Source organism: Paraclostridium bifermentans (assembly GCF_964259345.1).
Taxonomy (GTDB): domain Bacteria; phylum Bacillota; class Clostridia; order Peptostreptococcales; family Peptostreptococcaceae; genus Paraclostridium; species Paraclostridium bifermentans_B.
Genome location: NZ_CAXVJR010000002.1, coordinates 109,213 through 127,781 on the forward strand (window position 1 = coordinate 109,213; position 18,569 = coordinate 127,781).

12 protein-coding genes are annotated in these 18,569 nt (G+C 28.4%); 11 read left to right on the forward strand and 1 reads right to left on the reverse strand.

All coding sequences use genetic code 11. The features are described 5' to 3' along the window. The first annotated feature begins 289 nt into the window (after positions 1 to 289). The 4 genes from ACEXNK_RS04630 to ACEXNK_RS04645 all read left to right on the forward strand — a co-directional run bounded on the left by ACEXNK_RS04630 (position 290) and on the right by ACEXNK_RS04645 (position 7,778). On the forward strand, positions 290 to 2,332 hold the full coding sequence (locus ACEXNK_RS04630) for a methyl-accepting chemotaxis protein (protein WP_373599276.1): 2,043 nt from the start codon (positions 290 to 292) through the stop codon (positions 2,330 to 2,332). 500 nt (positions 2,333 to 2,832) lie between these two features. Further along, positions 2,833 to 4,875: a methyl-accepting chemotaxis protein gene (locus tag ACEXNK_RS04635; RefSeq protein WP_373601558.1), complete on the forward strand. Its 2,043-nt coding sequence runs from the start codon at positions 2,833 to 2,835 to the stop codon at positions 4,873 to 4,875. A 191-nt stretch (positions 4,876 to 5,066) separates the two neighbouring features. Next, positions 5,067 to 6,407, forward strand: coding sequence for an alpha-glucosidase/alpha-galactosidase (locus tag ACEXNK_RS04640; protein WP_373599274.1), 1,341 nt, complete (start codon positions 5,067 to 5,069; stop codon positions 6,405 to 6,407). Between the two features lie 75 nt (positions 6,408 to 6,482). Further along, positions 6,483 to 7,778: an ABC transporter substrate-binding protein gene (locus tag ACEXNK_RS04645; RefSeq protein WP_373599273.1), complete on the forward strand. Its 1,296-nt coding sequence runs from the start codon at positions 6,483 to 6,485 to the stop codon at positions 7,776 to 7,778. 32 nt (positions 7,779 to 7,810) lie between these two features. Here ACEXNK_RS04645 and ACEXNK_RS04650 read toward each other — a convergent pair whose 3' ends face one another. Next, complete coding sequence (locus tag ACEXNK_RS04650) at positions 7,811 to 8,971, reverse strand: AraC family transcriptional regulator (RefSeq protein WP_373599272.1); 1,161 nt, start codon at positions 8,969 to 8,971, stop codon at positions 7,811 to 7,813. A 454-nt stretch (positions 8,972 to 9,425) separates the two neighbouring features. On the opposite strand from ACEXNK_RS04650, the gene ACEXNK_RS04655 reads away from it, so the two are divergent. The 7 genes from ACEXNK_RS04655 to ACEXNK_RS04685 all read left to right on the forward strand — a co-directional run bounded on the left by ACEXNK_RS04655 (position 9,426) and on the right by ACEXNK_RS04685 (position 18,544). Further along, positions 9,426 to 11,087 (forward strand): ABC transporter substrate-binding protein, encoded by a 1,662-nt coding sequence (locus tag ACEXNK_RS04655; protein ID WP_373599271.1) that lies wholly within the window; start codon positions 9,426 to 9,428, stop codon positions 11,085 to 11,087. A 264-nt stretch (positions 11,088 to 11,351) separates the two neighbouring features. Continuing rightward, complete coding sequence (locus tag ACEXNK_RS04660) at positions 11,352 to 12,176, forward strand: mechanosensitive ion channel family protein (RefSeq protein WP_373599270.1); 825 nt, start codon at positions 11,352 to 11,354, stop codon at positions 12,174 to 12,176. A gap of 437 nt (positions 12,177 to 12,613) precedes the next feature. Further along, positions 12,614 to 13,402, forward strand: coding sequence for a 5'-methylthioadenosine/adenosylhomocysteine nucleosidase (locus tag ACEXNK_RS04665; protein ID WP_373599269.1), 789 nt, complete (start codon positions 12,614 to 12,616; stop codon positions 13,400 to 13,402). Between the two features lie 498 nt (positions 13,403 to 13,900). Continuing rightward, complete coding sequence (locus tag ACEXNK_RS04670) at positions 13,901 to 14,476, forward strand: sigma-70 family RNA polymerase sigma factor (RefSeq protein WP_373599268.1); 576 nt, start codon at positions 13,901 to 13,903, stop codon at positions 14,474 to 14,476. After that, positions 14,469 to 15,503, forward strand: coding sequence for a DUF4179 domain-containing protein (locus ACEXNK_RS04675; protein WP_373599267.1), 1,035 nt, complete (start codon positions 14,469 to 14,471; stop codon positions 15,501 to 15,503). The genes ACEXNK_RS04670 and ACEXNK_RS04675 overlap by 8 nt, the downstream gene beginning before the upstream one ends. 76 nt (positions 15,504 to 15,579) lie before the next feature. Next, positions 15,580 to 16,077 carry a hypothetical protein gene (locus ACEXNK_RS04680; protein ID WP_373599266.1) on the forward strand — a complete coding sequence of 166 codons (498 nt, stop codon included), beginning with the start codon at positions 15,580 to 15,582 and terminating at the stop codon, positions 16,075 to 16,077. Between the two features lie 1,084 nt (positions 16,078 to 17,161). Beyond that, complete coding sequence (locus tag ACEXNK_RS04685; RefSeq protein WP_373599265.1) at positions 17,162 to 18,544, forward strand: peptide MFS transporter; 1,383 nt, start codon at positions 17,162 to 17,164, stop codon at positions 18,542 to 18,544. Positions 18,545 to 18,569: the final 25 nt, after the last annotated feature.

An 18,569-nucleotide genomic window follows, 5' to 3' on the forward strand; every position in this document is an offset into this window, starting at 1 on the left:
AAGAGGAAGAGAAGATGCTTGTAAATGTCGCTAAAACTTAAATATCAACCATTCGCTATACCCTAAGTCAGTTTTGTTTGAAGATATAAGGGGAAGATAAGAAGATAAGTTTTATATGGAAATTATTAAAAAACTAATCATTTAATTTATAAATAATTAAAATATGAAAAAATTTTAAAAAATACTATAAATTTACAATTATTTGCCGATATATAGCCTTGTAAAGAAAAAATATATAAATTTACAAGGGAAGGAGTCGCTGACAAATAATTATAGGCGGATAGAAGAAATGTTTAAAAATATATTTAAAATAAAGAAAAGAGAAAAGACTATAAAAAAACAATTAGCAAGAATTGTTATAAGTTTAGTTGTTATTTCTAGTATTTTAATAGGAGTTACATCACTGTATTTAAACTATACAACAGCAAATAAAACACTTGAAAATAATGTAGTAGAGTTAGCGCATCAAGCATCGGAGAACATAAGCTCTAAGATAATCAATATAAAAAGTACAGCAGAAGAAATAGGAAGTAGAGAAAAAATTGCAGACCCAAAGGTTAAGGTTGAAGATAAAAAAGCAATAGTAGATAGCCAGGTTAAAAAATATGGGTTTAGAAGAGGAAATCTTTTAGATGCAAATGGAAATAGTTATTTTGATGGACAAAATTATTTGGATAGAGAATATTTCAAAGAAGCAATGAACGGAAATTCTTATATAAGTAGTCCAGTTAAAAGTAAGATTGATGGCAAGTTAACTTTTGTAATATCAGCTCCAGTTTGGGAAAACGGACAAGAAGGAAGTAATGTTATTGGAGCTGTAACTTTTGTACCAGATGAAAATATATTAAATGATATTGTGGAAGGTATAAAGGTTAGTGAAAATAGTAGCACTTACCTTGTTGATAAAACAGGAACTACGATTGCATATGAAGATCACAGTTTAGTTGGAGTTGAAAACTCTATAGAACAAGCAAAAACAGACCCATCATATAAGGAAATTGCAGATGTAGATAGAAAAATTATAGCAGGTGAAAGTGGTGCAGTGTCTTTAAAAGAAGATGGTGAAAGTTATGTAGTTGGATATGCTCCAGTTGAAGGTACTGATAACTGGGGAATAGGAGTTATGGCTTATAGCAATGACTTTTTAAAAGATTTATACAAATCAATGATAATAACTATAGTAATGATAGGTGCATTTATAGCAATAGGATTTATTATAGCTATAAAATTTGCTAAGAAAATTGGAGAACCTTTAAAAGATTGTAGTGAAAGATTAGAGTTACTAGCAGATGGAGATTTACATTCAGAAATTCCAGAAGTAGATGCTGATAATGAAATAGGATTATTAAAAAATGCAACAGAAAAAATAGTTGTAGATTTAAGAGATGTAATATCTACATTAGATTATGCACTATCTGAAATCAGTAATGGAAACTTAAATGTTGATATAAGTGATAAAGTAGATTTATTTAAAAATGATTTTGAGCCTATGATGGTTTCTATAAATAAAATAGTTGACAGTTTAAATTCAACTTTATATCAAATAAATGTTGCAGGAGAACAAGTTGCGAGTGGTTCTCACCAAGTTTCAAATGGAGCACAAATATTAGCACAAGGTGCAACAGAACAATCTAGTGCAGTAGAAGAACTTGTAGCTACTATAACTGAGGTTTCTGAACAAGCTAGCATAACTTCTGAAAATATTAAAAAAGCACAAAATATAGCTAATAAATCGTCAATAGCTACAGAAAAAGGTCAAGAACAAATGAAACAAATGATTATAGCTATGGATGAAATAACAACTACATCAAATGAAATAGGAAAGATAATAAAAAATATTGATGATATAGCATTCCAGACAAATATATTAGCACTTAATGCTGCGGTTGAAGCTGCTCGTGCAGGTGAAGCTGGTAAGGGATTTGCGGTTGTTGCAGATGAAGTTAGAAACCTTGCTTCAAAATCTGCTGAAAGTGCAAAGGATACTGAAATCTTAATACAAAAATCAATAACTGCTGTAGAAAATGGAATGGCAATTGTTCTAGAAACTGCAAAATCTTTAGAAGAGATTGTTGAAGGAGCAGGAGAATCATCAAATGTTATAAGTGATATAGCAAAAGCTAATAGTATGCAAACTGAACTTATATCTCAGTCAAACGCAGGAGTTGAAGAAATTTCGGCTGTTGTCCAAACAAACTCAGCTACATCAGAAGAGAGTGCTGCAGCAAGTGAGGAACTTTCAAGTCAAGCTGAGATGTTAAAAGAATTAATTGATCAATTTAAGTTAAAAGAAGAAAATAATGGAACTATAAATTTTAATGACAGCTTCTAAATTTATAAGACTTAGTTTCTTAAGTTGAAAGTATGATTATAAATTTTGAAAAGAGTATATTTTTAATAAAAGATACTTATTTTGAGTCGGCTTTATTTTAAAGAGAGTATTATATATGTAATTAAAACATATATAATACTCTCTTTTTAAATTGAAGGAAAATTTTGAAATGAACTTAATTTATTAAAGGAATACGGTTTTATAGATTGTTAAAAATTAATTAATTAAACAAAAAAGGAAAAAATGTAAAATTTTTTAAATTTTACCCTATAATATTAAATTATTTTGCCGATATATAATTCAAGTAAAATTAAATTGCATGCACAGTATACTAAAAATAATTTAAATTATAAAAAGTAGGATTAGAACGGTAAAATCCTAAAAGTTCGAACTATAAAATATTTTAAAGTCATATATGATGAAGTTTTAATGCATGAAGTTAAAGAGGAAAGGAGTAACTGTTTAAATAAATTAATTATTTAAAACAGTGAAGTGACGATTTGAAAAGAATATTAAACATGAGAAAAAAAGAAAAAACTATTAAAAATCAATTAGCATTTATAATAATGGGGTTAGTTATTGCTTCAAGTGTGTTAATTGGAGGAACAACTCTATATTTAAATTATCAAACAGCAAATGAAGTATTACATGAGACTATTTCAGAACTTGCAAAACAATCGGGAGAAAATGTAAGCTCAAAAATTGCAAATATAAAAAATGCAGCTGTTTTAGCTGGATGCAGAGATAGAATAGCAGATCCTAAGGTTAGCATAGAAGAGAAGAAAACTATAATAGACAAGCAAGTTAAGTTATATGGATTCAGAAGAGGAAATCTTTTAGATGCAACTGGAAAGAGTTATTTTGATGGACAAGATTACTCAGAAAGAGATTATTTTAAAGCGGCTATGAGTGGAGAACCTTATATGAGTAGCCCGGTAAAAAGTAAAGTTGATGGAAAAATGACTTTTGTAATATCAGCTCCAGTTTGGGAAAATGGAGAAGAAGGAAGCAAAGTAATCGGAGTTGTATATTTTATACCAGATGAAAATTTATTAAATAAAGTTGTTGAAGAAATACAAGTAAGTCCTAATAGTAGTGCTTATCTTATAAATAAAGAAGGTACAACTATTGCATATAAAGATCATAGTTTAGTTGGAGTTGAAAACTCTATAGAAATGGCTAAAACAGACCCATCAAGAGAAGCTTTAGCAGAAATAGATAAAAAAAATATTGCTGGAGAAAATGGAGCGGATGATGCAACTATTGATAATAAAGGATATATAGTAGGCTATTCATCTGTTGATAATACAGATCATTGGGGAATAGGGATAATGGCTGATAGACATGATTTCTTAAAAGAAGTTTATCAATCAATGACTATAACTATAATAATGATAATATCATTTATAATTATAGGATTTGTTGTTGCTATTAGATTTGCCAAGAAGGTTGGAGAGCCTTTAAAAGATTGTAGTGAAAGACTAGAGTTATTGGCAGAAGGTGATTTACATTCAGAAATACCAGAAGTAGATGCTGATAATGAAATAGGATTATTAAAAAATGCAACAGAGAAAATAGTAGTAGATTTAAGAGATGTTATAACAACTTTAGATTATGCTTTATCTGAAATTAGTAATGGTAATTTAAATGTTGATATAAGTGACAAGGTAGATTTATTTAAAAATGATTTTGAACCAATGTTAGATTCTATAGATAAAATTGTAGATAGTTTAAATTCAACACTATCTCAAATAAATGTTGCAGGAGAACAAGTTGCAGGAAGTTCATATCAGGTTTCTGAAGGTGCGCAGATATTATCTCAAGGTGCTACGGAACAAGCTAGTGCAGTAGAAGAACTTGTATCTACAATAACAGAGGTTTCATCACAAGCAAGTATAACTTCTGAAAATGTTAAAAAAGCAGAGGAGATAGCTAATCAGTCTGCAATAGCAACAGAAACAGGTCAAGAGCAAATGAAACAAATGGTTTTAGCTATGGATGAGATAACAGCTACATCAAATGAAATAGGAAAGATAATAAAAAATATTGATGATATAGCATTCCAAACAAATATATTAGCACTTAATGCTGCAGTTGAAGCTGCTCGTGCAGGTGAAGCAGGTAAAGGATTTGCAGTTGTTGCAGATGAAGTTAGAAATCTTGCATCAAAATCTGCTGAAAGTGCAAAAGATACAGAAGAGTTAATAGAAAGATCATTAAAAGCTGTTGAAAATGGAACACAAATAGTTTTAGAAACAGCAAAATCTTTAGAGTTAATTGTTGAAGGTGCAAAAGCATCAACTGAAGTTATAGATGCAATAGCTAAGGCTAATAATTTACAAGCTGAGCTTATATCTCAGTCAAATGCTGGGGTTGAGGAAATTTCAGCTGTTGTTCAAACAAACTCAGCTACATCAGAAGAAAGTGCTGCAGCAAGTGAGGAACTTTCAAGTCAAGCACAGATGTTAAAGGATTTAATTGATCAATTTAAATTAAAAGATGATAATAAAAATGATACTATAAGTTTTATGGATAACTTTTAATTAAGCATAGTCCCTTAGATTATTTCTAAGGGACTATTTTTTTACTATATTTACTAGACCATTAAAATTTATAAGTAAAGTTAAAAAGTATAAGTTTTCAAATAAAAATGACAAATACAAACAATACAAAATGCCATAAAATTATTAATATAGAAAGATATAAAAAATGATATAAACAAGGGGGATTAAATATGGGAAAAATAACTTTTTTAGGTGCAGGAAGTACAATATTTGCAAAAAATGTTTTAGGGGATTGTATGTTAACACCAGCTCTTAATGAATTTGAGATTGCCTTATATGATATTGACTTAGACAGATTAGAAGAGTCTTTTAATATGTTAGATACCATAAATAAAACTTGCAACGAGTCTAGAGCTAAGGTTGTTAAGTATACTGATAGAAAAGAAGCTTTAAAAGATGCTAAATATGTGGTAAATGCAGTGCAAATAGGTGGATATGATCCGTGTACTATAACAGATTTTGAAATACCTAAAAAATACGGTTTAAAGCAAACTATAGGAGATACATTAGGTATAGGGGGCATATTTAGAGCACTTAGAACTATACCTGTTATGTTAGATTTTGCTAGGGATATAGAAGAGGTTTGTCCTGATGCTTGGTTGTTAAATTACACAAATCCTATGGCTATGTTAACATTAGCTATGCTTAAAGCTACAAAAGTAAAAACAGTTGGACTTTGTCACTCGGTACAATCATGTGCGTCTGAACTACTTAAAAAACTAGATATGCCAACTGATAATGTAAACTTTAAAATAGCTGGAATAAACCACATGGGGTGGCTTTTAGAAATAACTAGAGCTGGAAAAGATTTATACCCAGAAATAAAAAGAAGAGCTAAAGAAGGACCTATAACAGGATGCGATAGAAGAACTAAGGAAGAATTTACTCTTGAAAAACATGATGATATGGTTAGATTTGAGATAATGAATCAATTTGGATATTATGTAACAGAATCTAGTGAGCATAATGCTGAGTATTTACCTTATTTTATAAAAAATACTCACCCAGAACTTATAGAGAAGTTTAATATACCACTAGATGAATATCCAAGAAGATGTATAGAACAAATAGATAGTTGGAATAAGCGTAAGTCAGATTTAGTTGACAATAAAGAACTTACTCATAAGAGAACTAGCGAGTATGCATCTTATATAATGGAAGCCATGGAAACAGGAGTACCTTATACTTTTGGAGGAAATGTATTAAATACAGGACTTATAACTAATTTGCCTAGCGATTGTTGTGTAGAGGTAACTTGTTTAGCTGATAGAAATGGTGTTACACCTTGCTTTGTAGGAGATTTACCTATACAGCTTGCAGCACTTAATAGAACTAATATAAATGTACAACAACTTACAGTAGAAGCGGCATTAACAGGAAAGAAAGAATATATATATCATGCTGCAATGTTAGACCCACATACTTCATCAGAACTTAGCCTTGATGAGATAAGAAATTTAGTAGACGATTTAATAGAAGTACATGGAGATTGGATACCTAAGTTTAATTAAAACTAGAATATACAAGTTTTATACATGTAAATGGAGTTAAATCTACAAATAAATAGGTTTATTGGGGGGAGCTAAATGGCTTTAAAGAAAAAGTTAGTGTCAGCACTTATGGCAGTTACATTGTGTTTTGCAACGGGATGTAGTTCAACAGGTAAAGAGGAAGATGGAAAAGTAAGCTTAAGATATTCAATATGGGATACAGGGCATAAAGAAGCAATAGAGACATTAATACAAGACTATGAAAAAGAAAACCCTAATGTAGATATAAATTTAGAAATATATTCATGGGCAGATTATTGGACTAAATTAGAAACTGCAGCAGCAGGAGATTCAGCACCAGATATATTCTGGATTACATCAGGTTATTTTAGACAATATGCAAATGCAGATAAGTTAGTAGATTTAGAACCTTATATAAAAGAAAGTTCTATGGATATGAATAATTACCTACCTAGATTAGTGAATATGTATAACTATAAAAATATTCAATATGCTATACCGACATTTTGGGATGTCGGAGTAGTGTTAGTAAATGAAGAGTTGATAAAAGAACACGGATTAGAAATGCCACCCAAAGATTGGACTTGGGAAGAGATGCTAGCTTGGGCTGAAGATGCTAAAACGAAGCTTCCAGAAGGTGTATCACCTATAACGTCACCGCTTAATAGTGACTTACAGGTAGGATTTCATAATGCAATAGCATCATCAGGAACTCAAATGATAAGTGAGGACGGAAAAACAGCACTTATAGATACACCAGAAGCTAAAGATGGTATAAAGAAATTCTTTGAGTTAGGGCAAAGTGATTTACACACTTCACCAAATGAAACTATAGAAGTTGGAGCAGGGCCATTATTTAGATCAAGCAAAGCTGCTGCAGTTGAAACTATATCTTGCTATTTATTAATATATAATGATGAAGAACAATCTGATGTAGCAGGTAAATTTGCAGTATATCCATTCCCTAAAATGTCAGAAGTAGATAAGAGTAAAAGTGTTATAAGTGGATTAGGAAATGCTATAGCATCAAACTCTGAGCATAAAGAAGAAGCATGGGATTTTATAAACTATATGTCTAGTGAAGAAGCTATGAGAAAGTACACTGAAATAGCATTAGTTCCACAAGCGCATAAAAATGTTCAAGCAGATTACCCTAAGGTTGTTAAGGAAAAAATTGGCTTAGATGTATCTGTAATACCTGAACTTGCTAAAAATGCTGTACCTATACCATCAACTGTAAATACTATGGCTTGGGAAAGAGTTATATTTGACACATTAGATGAACATATGCAAGGAAAGATAACTTTTGATGAAGCTATAAAGAAGATGCAAGATGGAGTACAAGAAGTACTAGATAAGGAAAATAAATAAATCAAAAGGGAGTTTACTTTGAGTAAGCTCCCTTATTTAGCGTTATTAACAGATTTTAAATACTCCCTAGGAGAAAATCCATAGGTAGATTTAAATTTCTTTGAAAAGTAATGTATAGAATTAAAACCTAAAAGGTTAGATATTTCGCTAATTGTGTAATTAGATTCCATCATTAAATCCTTACTTTTTTTCAATTTCATATCATTTATATAAGCTTTAATAGTAGTATCAATATTTAACTTGAATAATTGTTGTAATTTAGAACTACTAATTCCAAATTCAATACAAATATCATTTATATCTATATACTCATAAATATTATCATCTATAAATTTTAATATATTATTTAGTATCGTATCGTCAAAGTATTGTTGAACTCTGTTTAAAGGCTTAGAAATATTTGAATCGGTACTAATAGTTTTTAGTATAAGCTCTTTTAAATAACAAATAGACAATTGTAAACTATAAGCATTATCGTTATTTAGTTCTTTTATAAGGTTTGACATTATATATAAAATATCTTTATTACAAGTAAACACCTTATTTTCAATAAGTGATGAATGCTTAAAATCAAGAGAAAAACATACAGTTAGATAAGAACAAGGCTTTTTATCATCTGTATATTGACTATGATATTGAAAAGGAGAGTAAAACATAAAATCTCCTTGAGTTAACTTATATTCAACACCATCAACATTAGTATATAATAATCCCCTATCTACAAATGTAAGCTCCCAAAAGTAATGCTTTTCACCATCAAAGTTATAATTGACACCTTTTTCCTGATACAATCTAATATACATAGTATCTATATTTATATTTGGAGTAATGTCTATATACTCATAAGGAGTATCAAGAACTATATATTTTTCAAAGTTTATTTCACCATATATATTCACCTGGCAACCATTTGATATAGGTATAAAATTAAAGTAAGTACCTTTATTTAACTTAACTTTTTCACTTATTAAAAAGGCATCTATATTATTAGAATCACTATCTTTAGAAACTATCAATAAAACAGATCCAGATTTACTAATATATAAATCTTCATTACAAATATATAATTTATCAATAGACTTATCTAAAGGACTAATTGAAGTTTTATTACTATTTAAAATTGAATCCACAGGCAATTTAGATATACTTAAACCATAACTTTTAAAATCTACACTAGTAGTTTGATTTAACACAGTTACTTCCCCCTTGTATATTAAATAAGTATACAAAGTAAATATAGCACACTGAAATATATGTAAACAACAAAGATAAAAAATTTATTGTGAAAATTTAATGTATATTAAAATAATTTAAGTATTTAATCAATACTACAACTAATCCAGATATAATTATTAAATATTCAGGGGTTATAAGTGGGAGATAAGTCAACTTAAATGGTCTATTATTAACTACGGCTATAATTCTAGTTAAAGCATAGGTAACAGTCAGTGCTATAAATATAAACAAAGCATTATTTCGATATTCATTTAAGAATAGAAAAGCCTATCAATGAAATTTTTATGAATGAACTGAATAAAATAATAAACATATATTAATTAATTTATATTATTTTATTTTAAATATAAAAAACATATTTATAATATAGCAAAAAAATAGAAAAGTTTAGGGTGTATTGGGAGGGGTTTTATGCATATAAAAAATAAGTTGAGTGTTCTAAGTAGTGTTTTAGTTATGGGAGTATTACTTACGACTGGGTGTGGGGGCTCAAGTGAGGGAGGATCTAACTCTAAAGGTGGTCAAGCTGAGCCTAGTGATGTTATGAAAAATCATAGTGCTAGAAAAGCTATAACTATGGCTATTGATAAAGAAAATTTTGTTGATGTAATTTTAAATAATGGTTCTGTGCCTGCGAATTATTTTGTGCCAAAAAATTTGGCACATGATGAAAGTAAGAAAGATTATAGAGATATAGTAGGAGATTTAGGTTATAGTCAGGATGATGAGAAGGCAGTTGAAGAATGGGAAAAAGCCAAAGAAGAGATCGGTTTTGATACGGTTACATTAGAGATGGTTTTATCAGATACGGAAAGTAATAGAAAGTTGGGTGAGTATGTTCAGTCAGAGCTTTCTATATTAGAAGGGTTAAACGTAGAGATAAAACAAATGCCATATAAACAAGTTACGCAAGCACATTCCAAAGGAGATTTTCATATAAGTTTTAATGGATGGGGACCGGATTATCCAGATCCACTAACTTATCTTGCTACTTTTACAGAAGGTCAAATGTATGCAGTTGCAACAGGATATGAAAGTGATGAGTACAATAATCTTATAAATAAAGCTAAAAATAGTAATTCAACGAAAGAAGCTTGGGATATATATAAAGAGGCTGAAAAGGTATTATTAGAAGATGCATATTTAGCTCCTATGTATCAAAGAGGAGTGTCATTTTTACAAAAGGATTATGTAAAAGATATAACTATTGCAAACTTTGGTCCTAAATATTCTTATAAATGGGCTGATATAGATAAGGCTGAAAAGGTATATAATACAGTAAATACAGCGGATATAACTAGTTTGGATGCTGCAAAAATAAGAGATACCTTATCTAGAGAAGTAACATTAAATGTTATGGAAGGTTTAGTTAGGATGGATAAAGATTTAAATACAGTACCTGGGGTTGCAACAGAGTGGGAAAGTTCAGAAGATGGCAAAACATGGACTTTTAAGTTAAGAGAAGATTCTTATTGGAATAATGGTAAAAGAGTCACTGCACATGACTTTGAATATTCATTCAAAAGAACTTTAACGCCTGCAACTGCTTGTGAAAATTCAAGTGTATTTTATGATATAGTAGGAGCACAAGATTATAATATGGGAAAAAATGATGATATGGATAGTGTAGGAGTTAAAGCACTAGACGATAATACTTTAGAGATAAAACTTGTAAGACCTGTTCCTTATTTTGATAAATTAATGTGTCATCCGATATTCTCTCCTCAAAATAAAGAGTTTGTAGAAGAAAAAGGAGATGCTTTTGGAACTAGCATAGAAGATACTTTGTTTAATGGTCCATTTATATTAGATACTTGGAAGTTAGAAGATCAATATAGCATGAGTAAAAATCCTAATTATTGGGATAAAGATGCTGTTAAGTTAGAAAAAGTTCATACTAAGATCGTAAAGGATAATAATACACTTTTAAATTTATATGAAACAGGAAACATAGATAGAGTAGGATTAACATCTGAAAATGTTGATAAGTATAAAGTCAGTAATGAGTTTGGGGTAGAGATGGATAGTATAACGTATTTCTTGATGTTAAATGGAAACAATTATGATGAATAAAATTTAAGAAAGAATAAAAAAGAGTAACATTTAGACTTTAAGCTAAATGTTACTCTTTTTTTATTTAAAGAACTGAGCTTAGAAAAAATTAAGAATAGTTGAAAAAATTTCTTGCAAAAAATTTGTTAGAAATTAAACTTAGCGGGTATATTTATGTACGTAAATATATAAATATTACAAATTTCGAATATATTTGACATAAATATTCAAATGTTGTAATATCTTATACTTGAAGAGAATATATAATGAAAAAGGTGGGATAATATGAATTTAGAAACAGTAGTTAACAATTTCATAACATGGATCACTACTAGTGGAGTAAGACTAGTAATCGGTTTAATCCTTCTGTGGATAGGGCTAAAATTAGTAAAGAAATTTGAAAAGCACTTTTCTAATTTTTTAGAAAATAAAAAAGTTGATACAACTTTAGTTAGATTTTTAGATTCACTTGTAGGTTATGGATTAAAAATACTTTTATTTATAACTGTATTAGGATACTGGAAGATAGAGTTAACAGGATTTGCGGCACTTGTAGCTTCAGGAGGGGTTGCGATTGGTTTAGCTCTTCAAGGAAGTTTATCTAACTTCGCAGGAGGATTCATAATATTATTACTTAGACCATTTAAAGTTGGAGACTATATAGAAACTGGTTCTTATCAAGGAACTGTTGAAGAGATAGGATTATTTTATACAAAATTAGCTACAGTAGATAATAAGTTAATACTTATACCAAATGGTGGATTATCAAATGGTAGTTTAGTAAATTATTCTGCTAAACCAAAGAGAAGAGTGGATTTAACATTTGGTGTAGGATATGAAAGTGACTTAACTCATGTAAAAGCTGTATTAACTGATATATTAAGTAAGCACAAGTTAATAATAGATGATCCAGCAGCACCGTTTGTTGGAGTAAGTGCTCACTCTGCAAGTTCAGTAGATTTTGTTGTTAGAGCATGGTGTAAGTCTGAGGATTACTTTACTATATACTTTGATTTATTAGAAGAAGTTAAGATAAGATTTGACCAAGAAGGAATTAGTATACCTTATCCTCAAATGGACCTTCATTTAAAGAAAGAAGATTTAAAATAATAATTTACAATTAATAATTTATAATATACAAAAACAAGCTATACCGATATGTCAAACTTTCACTAGACAGATAGGTATAGCTTATTTTTTATTAAAATAAATTATATACATAAAGTCTAAATCACATATAAGTCATAGCTATATATAATGTAGAGATCTTTATAAAAGTTTATACTTATGAAATAAGAATAAGTATCTAAGATGTTTTAAAGTTAAATAAAAATATAAATTTATATATTGATAAAGTATTTGATTATAGTAATACAGTGATTGAAAAATATGGATAAATATCAAAAAATACGAACTAAAATTAAATAAAAATTTAAAAAGTATTGAATATTACGAATTAATATGATATAAATATGAATATAACGTACGAAAAAATAAAAATTATAATAATCGTTCGTTAAATGACAGAAAAGGGTGGAATCATATTTATGAAAAAATTATTAGCGTTATTTTCAGTTTTAATATTATCCGTTACTATGCTAGTAGGATGTACTCAAACAAAGGCTGAAGAAAGTGACGAAAAGGTATTAGGTGTAATTGGGGCTATGGAAGAGGAAGTAGAAATTTTAAAGGGAAAAATGAACATACAAGAAACTAAGAAGAAAGCTGGTATGGAATTTTATAAAGGGGAAATGGACGGTAAAAATATAGTTTTAGTTCAATCTGGAGTTGGAAAGGTAAATATGGCAGCATGTACTCAGATTTTAATTGATGAGTTTGGTGTAGATGCACTTGTTAACTCTGGAGTTGCAGGAACTATGGATCCTAAGTTAAACCAAGGAGATATAGTTATATCAACAGATGCAGTACAACATGATTTTGATACAACAGTGTTTGGAGATCCATTAGGAGAGATATCAAGATTAGGAGTTACATTCTTTGAAGCTGATAAAGGTATGATAGATACTGCAAAGAAAGCAGCTGAGAATGTAGAAGGAATACATATAAAAGAAGGTCGTGTTGCCTCAGGAGATCAGTTTGTTGCTGGTGGAGAGGTAGCAAATAGAATAAAGGAAAACTTTGGGGAAGTAGCTGCGGTAGAGATGGAAGGTGCTTCAATGGCTCAAGTTGCTTATTTAAATGATGTGCCATTTGTAATACTTCGTTCTATATCAGATAAGGCAAATGGGGAAGCTGATTTATCATATGATGAATTTTTACCAATAGCTGCTAAGAATGCTAGTACGTTAGTTGAAGAGTTTATAAAGTTATATTAATCGGGAAATTGAATATATAAGGCTGTCTCTTGTGGGCGCTCGGATATCAGGATAAGTTTTACTCCATACAAGCTGAAAAGATGCTTGTAAATGTCGTTAAAACTTATCCTGATATCCTTCGCTAAGCATTAAGAGACAGCCTTTTTGTGAGTATCTTTAACAAATATATGTGAATAACTTATAGAGTATATTAATAGTAAAATCTTGTTGAAAGTAAAAAATAACATTTTGAGCAATGGATGAAGTCCTTGATGATATAAAGTAGTAGCTAAAGCAAAGTGAATTTTTTATATTTGAGGAAATCTATATATACAAAGATATGGTAAGGTTAAAATTCAAAAATATTTTAAGTAACATATTAATTTATTATGGACATGATTAGGTTGGATAAAAGAGTTTTTAGTTATAAAGTTTTTGTAAAAATATTTATATATGTTGAAACTATTTTGTTATAATATACATCTTATATATGTAATTAAAAATATTAAGGAGATTGAAATGATAAATGGAGATTTTATAAAAAGGGTCAGGGGATTTAATAAAAGTCAAAAGCTTTCTAATGAGGAAGTTTTGATAAGAAAATCTCAAGAGGGGGATGATGAGTCTTTTGAAAAGTTAATAGATATGTATGAGACTTATCTTTATAAAATGGCATTTTTACATGTTAAGAATGAACAAGACGCTATGGATATATATCAAGATACAGTATTAAAGGCGTATTTAAATATATCTAAATTGAAAAGCATAAGTTCATTTAAAACTTGGATAACAAAGATATTAGTAAATAATGTGTATGAAAGAGGTAGATATTTAAATAAATTTAGTGATGAAGAGACAAAAGATTATATAGGTGATTATTCATATCTAAAATTAGAAGAGAAGATAGATCTATATGATGCAATTGATGTATTAGAAGAAAAATATAGAACTCCTATTATACTACAGTACTTCTATGACTTAACTATTGCAGAAATTTCTAAAATAACAAACTGCAATGAAAATACGGTTAAAACAAATATAAGAAGAGCTAAGAAGAAAATGTACGATATATTGAAGGAGGAAGAACATGACTAAGTTTGAAGATATAAAAATACCTAAAAATATAAAAGAAGAAACTAAAAAAACTATTCAAAAAGGAAAGTTAATAAAAAGAAAAAATAAGAAAAAAACTTTAAAAATTGCATCCATATTAATAATATCATTTGGAATATGTTTAGGAAGTTTAAACTCTTCTGTAGCGGATAATATACCTTTTTTAAATAATCTATTTAGAGAGGGCAGTATTCCTGGTACAAAAAATGATTATACAAAATATATTCAAAAAATAAATGTATCAAAAGTTGTAAATGGAGTTAGTTTTACTATAAATGAAATTGTTTGTGATGGTCATAAATTGAAAATATCTTATACTATACACTCTGAAAATAAATTGCCTAGATATAATAAAGGATTTTATAAAGACAATTTAATTATGAATGAAAAACTTACTGTTAAAAATGGAACTGTAAAAAAGACTGGGAGCTTAATTGGTGGATATGAAGATGATTATACCTATACAGGTATAGAGTATTACAATTTATACTTTAAAGGTAAAAAAGCACCAGATAAAATTAAAATAAATTTTTCAGTAGAAAATATATACACTTATTCAGAATCTGAAGAAATTGTTGATAATATAGATGGACCATTTGATTTTAAATTTGAGGTTTTAAAAAGTAAAGATACCAGAGTGATAGATGTAAATGAATATAAAGATGGATTTACAGTTGATTCTATAGAAATAGGTACTTATAGCACAAGTGTAAATGTAAGATTTCCTAAAAAATTTATATTAAATAATAATCGTTCTAAATATCCGTCTATAAGTATTTCCACTCAATATGTAGATGATTTTTCAAGCATATATTATACAAGCGAATTAGATGAGAATCATTATAAAATAAAAGGAAACATGGTATATGATAGTGTAGTTGATGAAAATATATACAAGATAGGTTATCATGATGAAAATGAATATCTTATAGTTAAATTTGAAAATTTCAACAATGAAAGTGAAAATGATATTATAGAGTTTAAAATTAATATAAGTAATAGTCAGTAGTTTTAAACATGAATAATTAGTAGTGGTAGAGATATAATAATATTAACTATTAAAAAGACTAAAAGTAGGTGACTTGATGAAAAAGATAGTGATTTCGATACTTATATTAAGTTTTATGACATTATCTATTAATATTGATGATAGATATACTGTGTATGCGAACGTTAAGCCTAGTAACCAACAGAAAATGGAACAATATTATTTAAATCAGTTAAAAAGTATTTCGGACCAGTTGTATATATTGAGTTCGAATGTTTTAAAAAGTGTTATTGATAAATCTGATAAATCTAAATTATTTCAAGATATTGAGTATATAAAAACTCAGATAAAAAGTATGATAATGGAAGTACCTAAGTATTACAAGGAAAAAGATTCTGATATATATCAAAATATTGGATTGTTAGCTTTTTTAAATGCATTAAACTATTATAGCATGGCACTTACTTATTTAAATGAATTTTTAAATTCAGGTTCAGAGTCGGATCAGTCTATACTTTTAGAAAATTACTATTTTAATAAGTCAATGGGGGACCAGACGTATCTATGGCTAAAAGATAATCTAAAAGACAATTAATTATATCAATTGTCTTTTAGATTAATTTCTAATAAAGTTATAACTGGGACAATTAAAACTATATAAGTTTTATTACATTTTAATTAGCAAGTGTTTAGTTTATGTATAGTATACCTAATAACATAGTTAATGGAAATACAATATTAACAAACAAGCAAAACAATAATAAAAATTGTTAAAGTTATATTAATATCAAATTTAAAAGACTAAGATATATCTATTTTATATAAATTTATAATACTTATTTTATATAAAAACTAAAAAAGGAAGTAATATTAAATAGGTATGAATTATATATGTTATTTTTATGAAAGCTATTGAAGCTATAAATAAACCTTTATATAATTAATAAAAAATACAATATCATACATTCTATTCTAATAGGATTGGTAGGCTTGCCAATCCTTTTTACATTGTATAAAATTATTTTTAAAACTATTAACCAATTAATAAATCATAAAAATATAATTAGTCATAAATATATATTTACTTATTAAAGGTGAGTAAGCTAATTTCCAAGGAAATGTTTTTACATAATATGTTAAAATTATAAATAAAGCAACATAGATTTATTTATAAAGGGGTTTTAGAGATGAGATATTTTTCATAATGAATTAAAAAACAAGTACGGTGATGAAAAAGGAAGAAAAACTGTTTATAAATTACAAATATACAGAAGGGATTATCATACAATAGTGATAATCCTTTTTATGTTTAAAAAATTATAAATATTAAAAAGTAAATATACATTATAGTATATATAAATATGAATGACTTTAGTTTTGAGGAATATAAGGATCAGATTGCTTATAATTAGGATATGAAAATGATGATAAAAAAATAACATATATACCTTAATATAAAATAGAAAATCAAATATAAACTGAGTATTTGTTAAAAAAATGCACGAAATTTAAAAAAAATCAGATTTTTTGTACAAAAATGAATTTTTATGTATAAAAAATATTGAGTATAAATATATATTATGGTAACATTGTCCTAGGGAATAAATAAAGGCGCTCAGGAAACCGATATTTTGACCGTTTAATATTTATTATCATAATTAGGAGAGGGGAATAAATTTATGAGCACAATGGCAGAAAAGAAAAGCAAGAAATTCCCAATAGGGTTTTACTTCTGTGCTACAACTTTCTCATTTGAGAGAGCAGCATACTATGCTTCAAAATTCTTAATTTACGTATTCTTAAGTGCAAGTATAGTTACAGGTGGACTTGGGTTAGGAGCTGGAGAAGCAGCTATGATGCAAGCAAACCTTGTTGCATTTACTTATCTAGCACCAGTAATCGGGGGATATATATCTGATAGATACATAGGTGCAAGATATACAATTCCACTAGGAATGTTTATTATGGCAGCTGGATATTATTTAGGATCTATAGCTACAAATACTATGATGGTAAGCTTAATGATACTTTTAGTTTCAATAGGAACAGCTTTCTTCAAAGGAAATGTATCAGCTGTAGCAGGTCAATTATTTGACGACCAAGAAGAACTAGATTCAGCATTCTCGGTATTATATTCTTTTATAAACATAGGAGCATTTATAGGAACTACAGCAGTAGGTGTACTTTATGCTAAAACATTTGCACACAATGGTGTATTAGGATTCTCTCAATGTTTCTTAATAGCAGCAATATTATGTGCAATAGGTGGAGTATGGTTCATATTTGGATGGAGATTCTTAGGTGAAGCAGGAAAGAGACCATTCAAAGAAGGTTTAAATGAAGAAAAAACTGATGATTCAAAATCAAACGCACCTTTAGATAAGAAAGAGAAAAAGAGAGTATTAGCTATAGTACTAGTATCTTGTTTCTCAGTAATATTCTGGGTGTTCTGGTACTTATCATATCTAGCAGTTTATGATTATGGTGAAGTATTTGTTAACATGACTGTTGGTGGATTTGATGTACCATTATCATGGTTTGACTCTTTAAACTCTTTAACTTGTATAGCTTTAGGACCAGTTTTAGCTGCATTATGGTTAAAATTATCTAAGAGACCTCAAGGTGATTTAAGTTTATTTAAAAAGACTGGACTAGGATTAACATTTTTAGGACTTTCATTCTTAACACTTATAGGGGCTGAGTTATCAAGAGGAGTTGGAGCTCCTGAAACAGCTAAGGCAAGTTTACTTTGGATAGTAGCATTTGGAGTTTTACTAAGTTTAGGAGAGATGTGTTTCTCACCACTTGGAAACTCATTTGTAAGTAAGTATGCTCCTAAGAAAATGTTAGCAGTATTAATGGGAGTTTGGACTTTTGCAACTTTCGTTGCTGGTAAATCATATGGATATATATACAACTTTACTCTTCAATTTGATATGATGAAGGTATACACTATAATACCTGTTATATTATTTATTGCAGCAGTATTACTGTTTGTATTCGATAAGAAGTTAAACTCTCTTGTTGAAGATGAAAAAGAAGAGGCTAAAAAAGTTGCTTAATTAAATAAATGAAATTTAAAAGGCT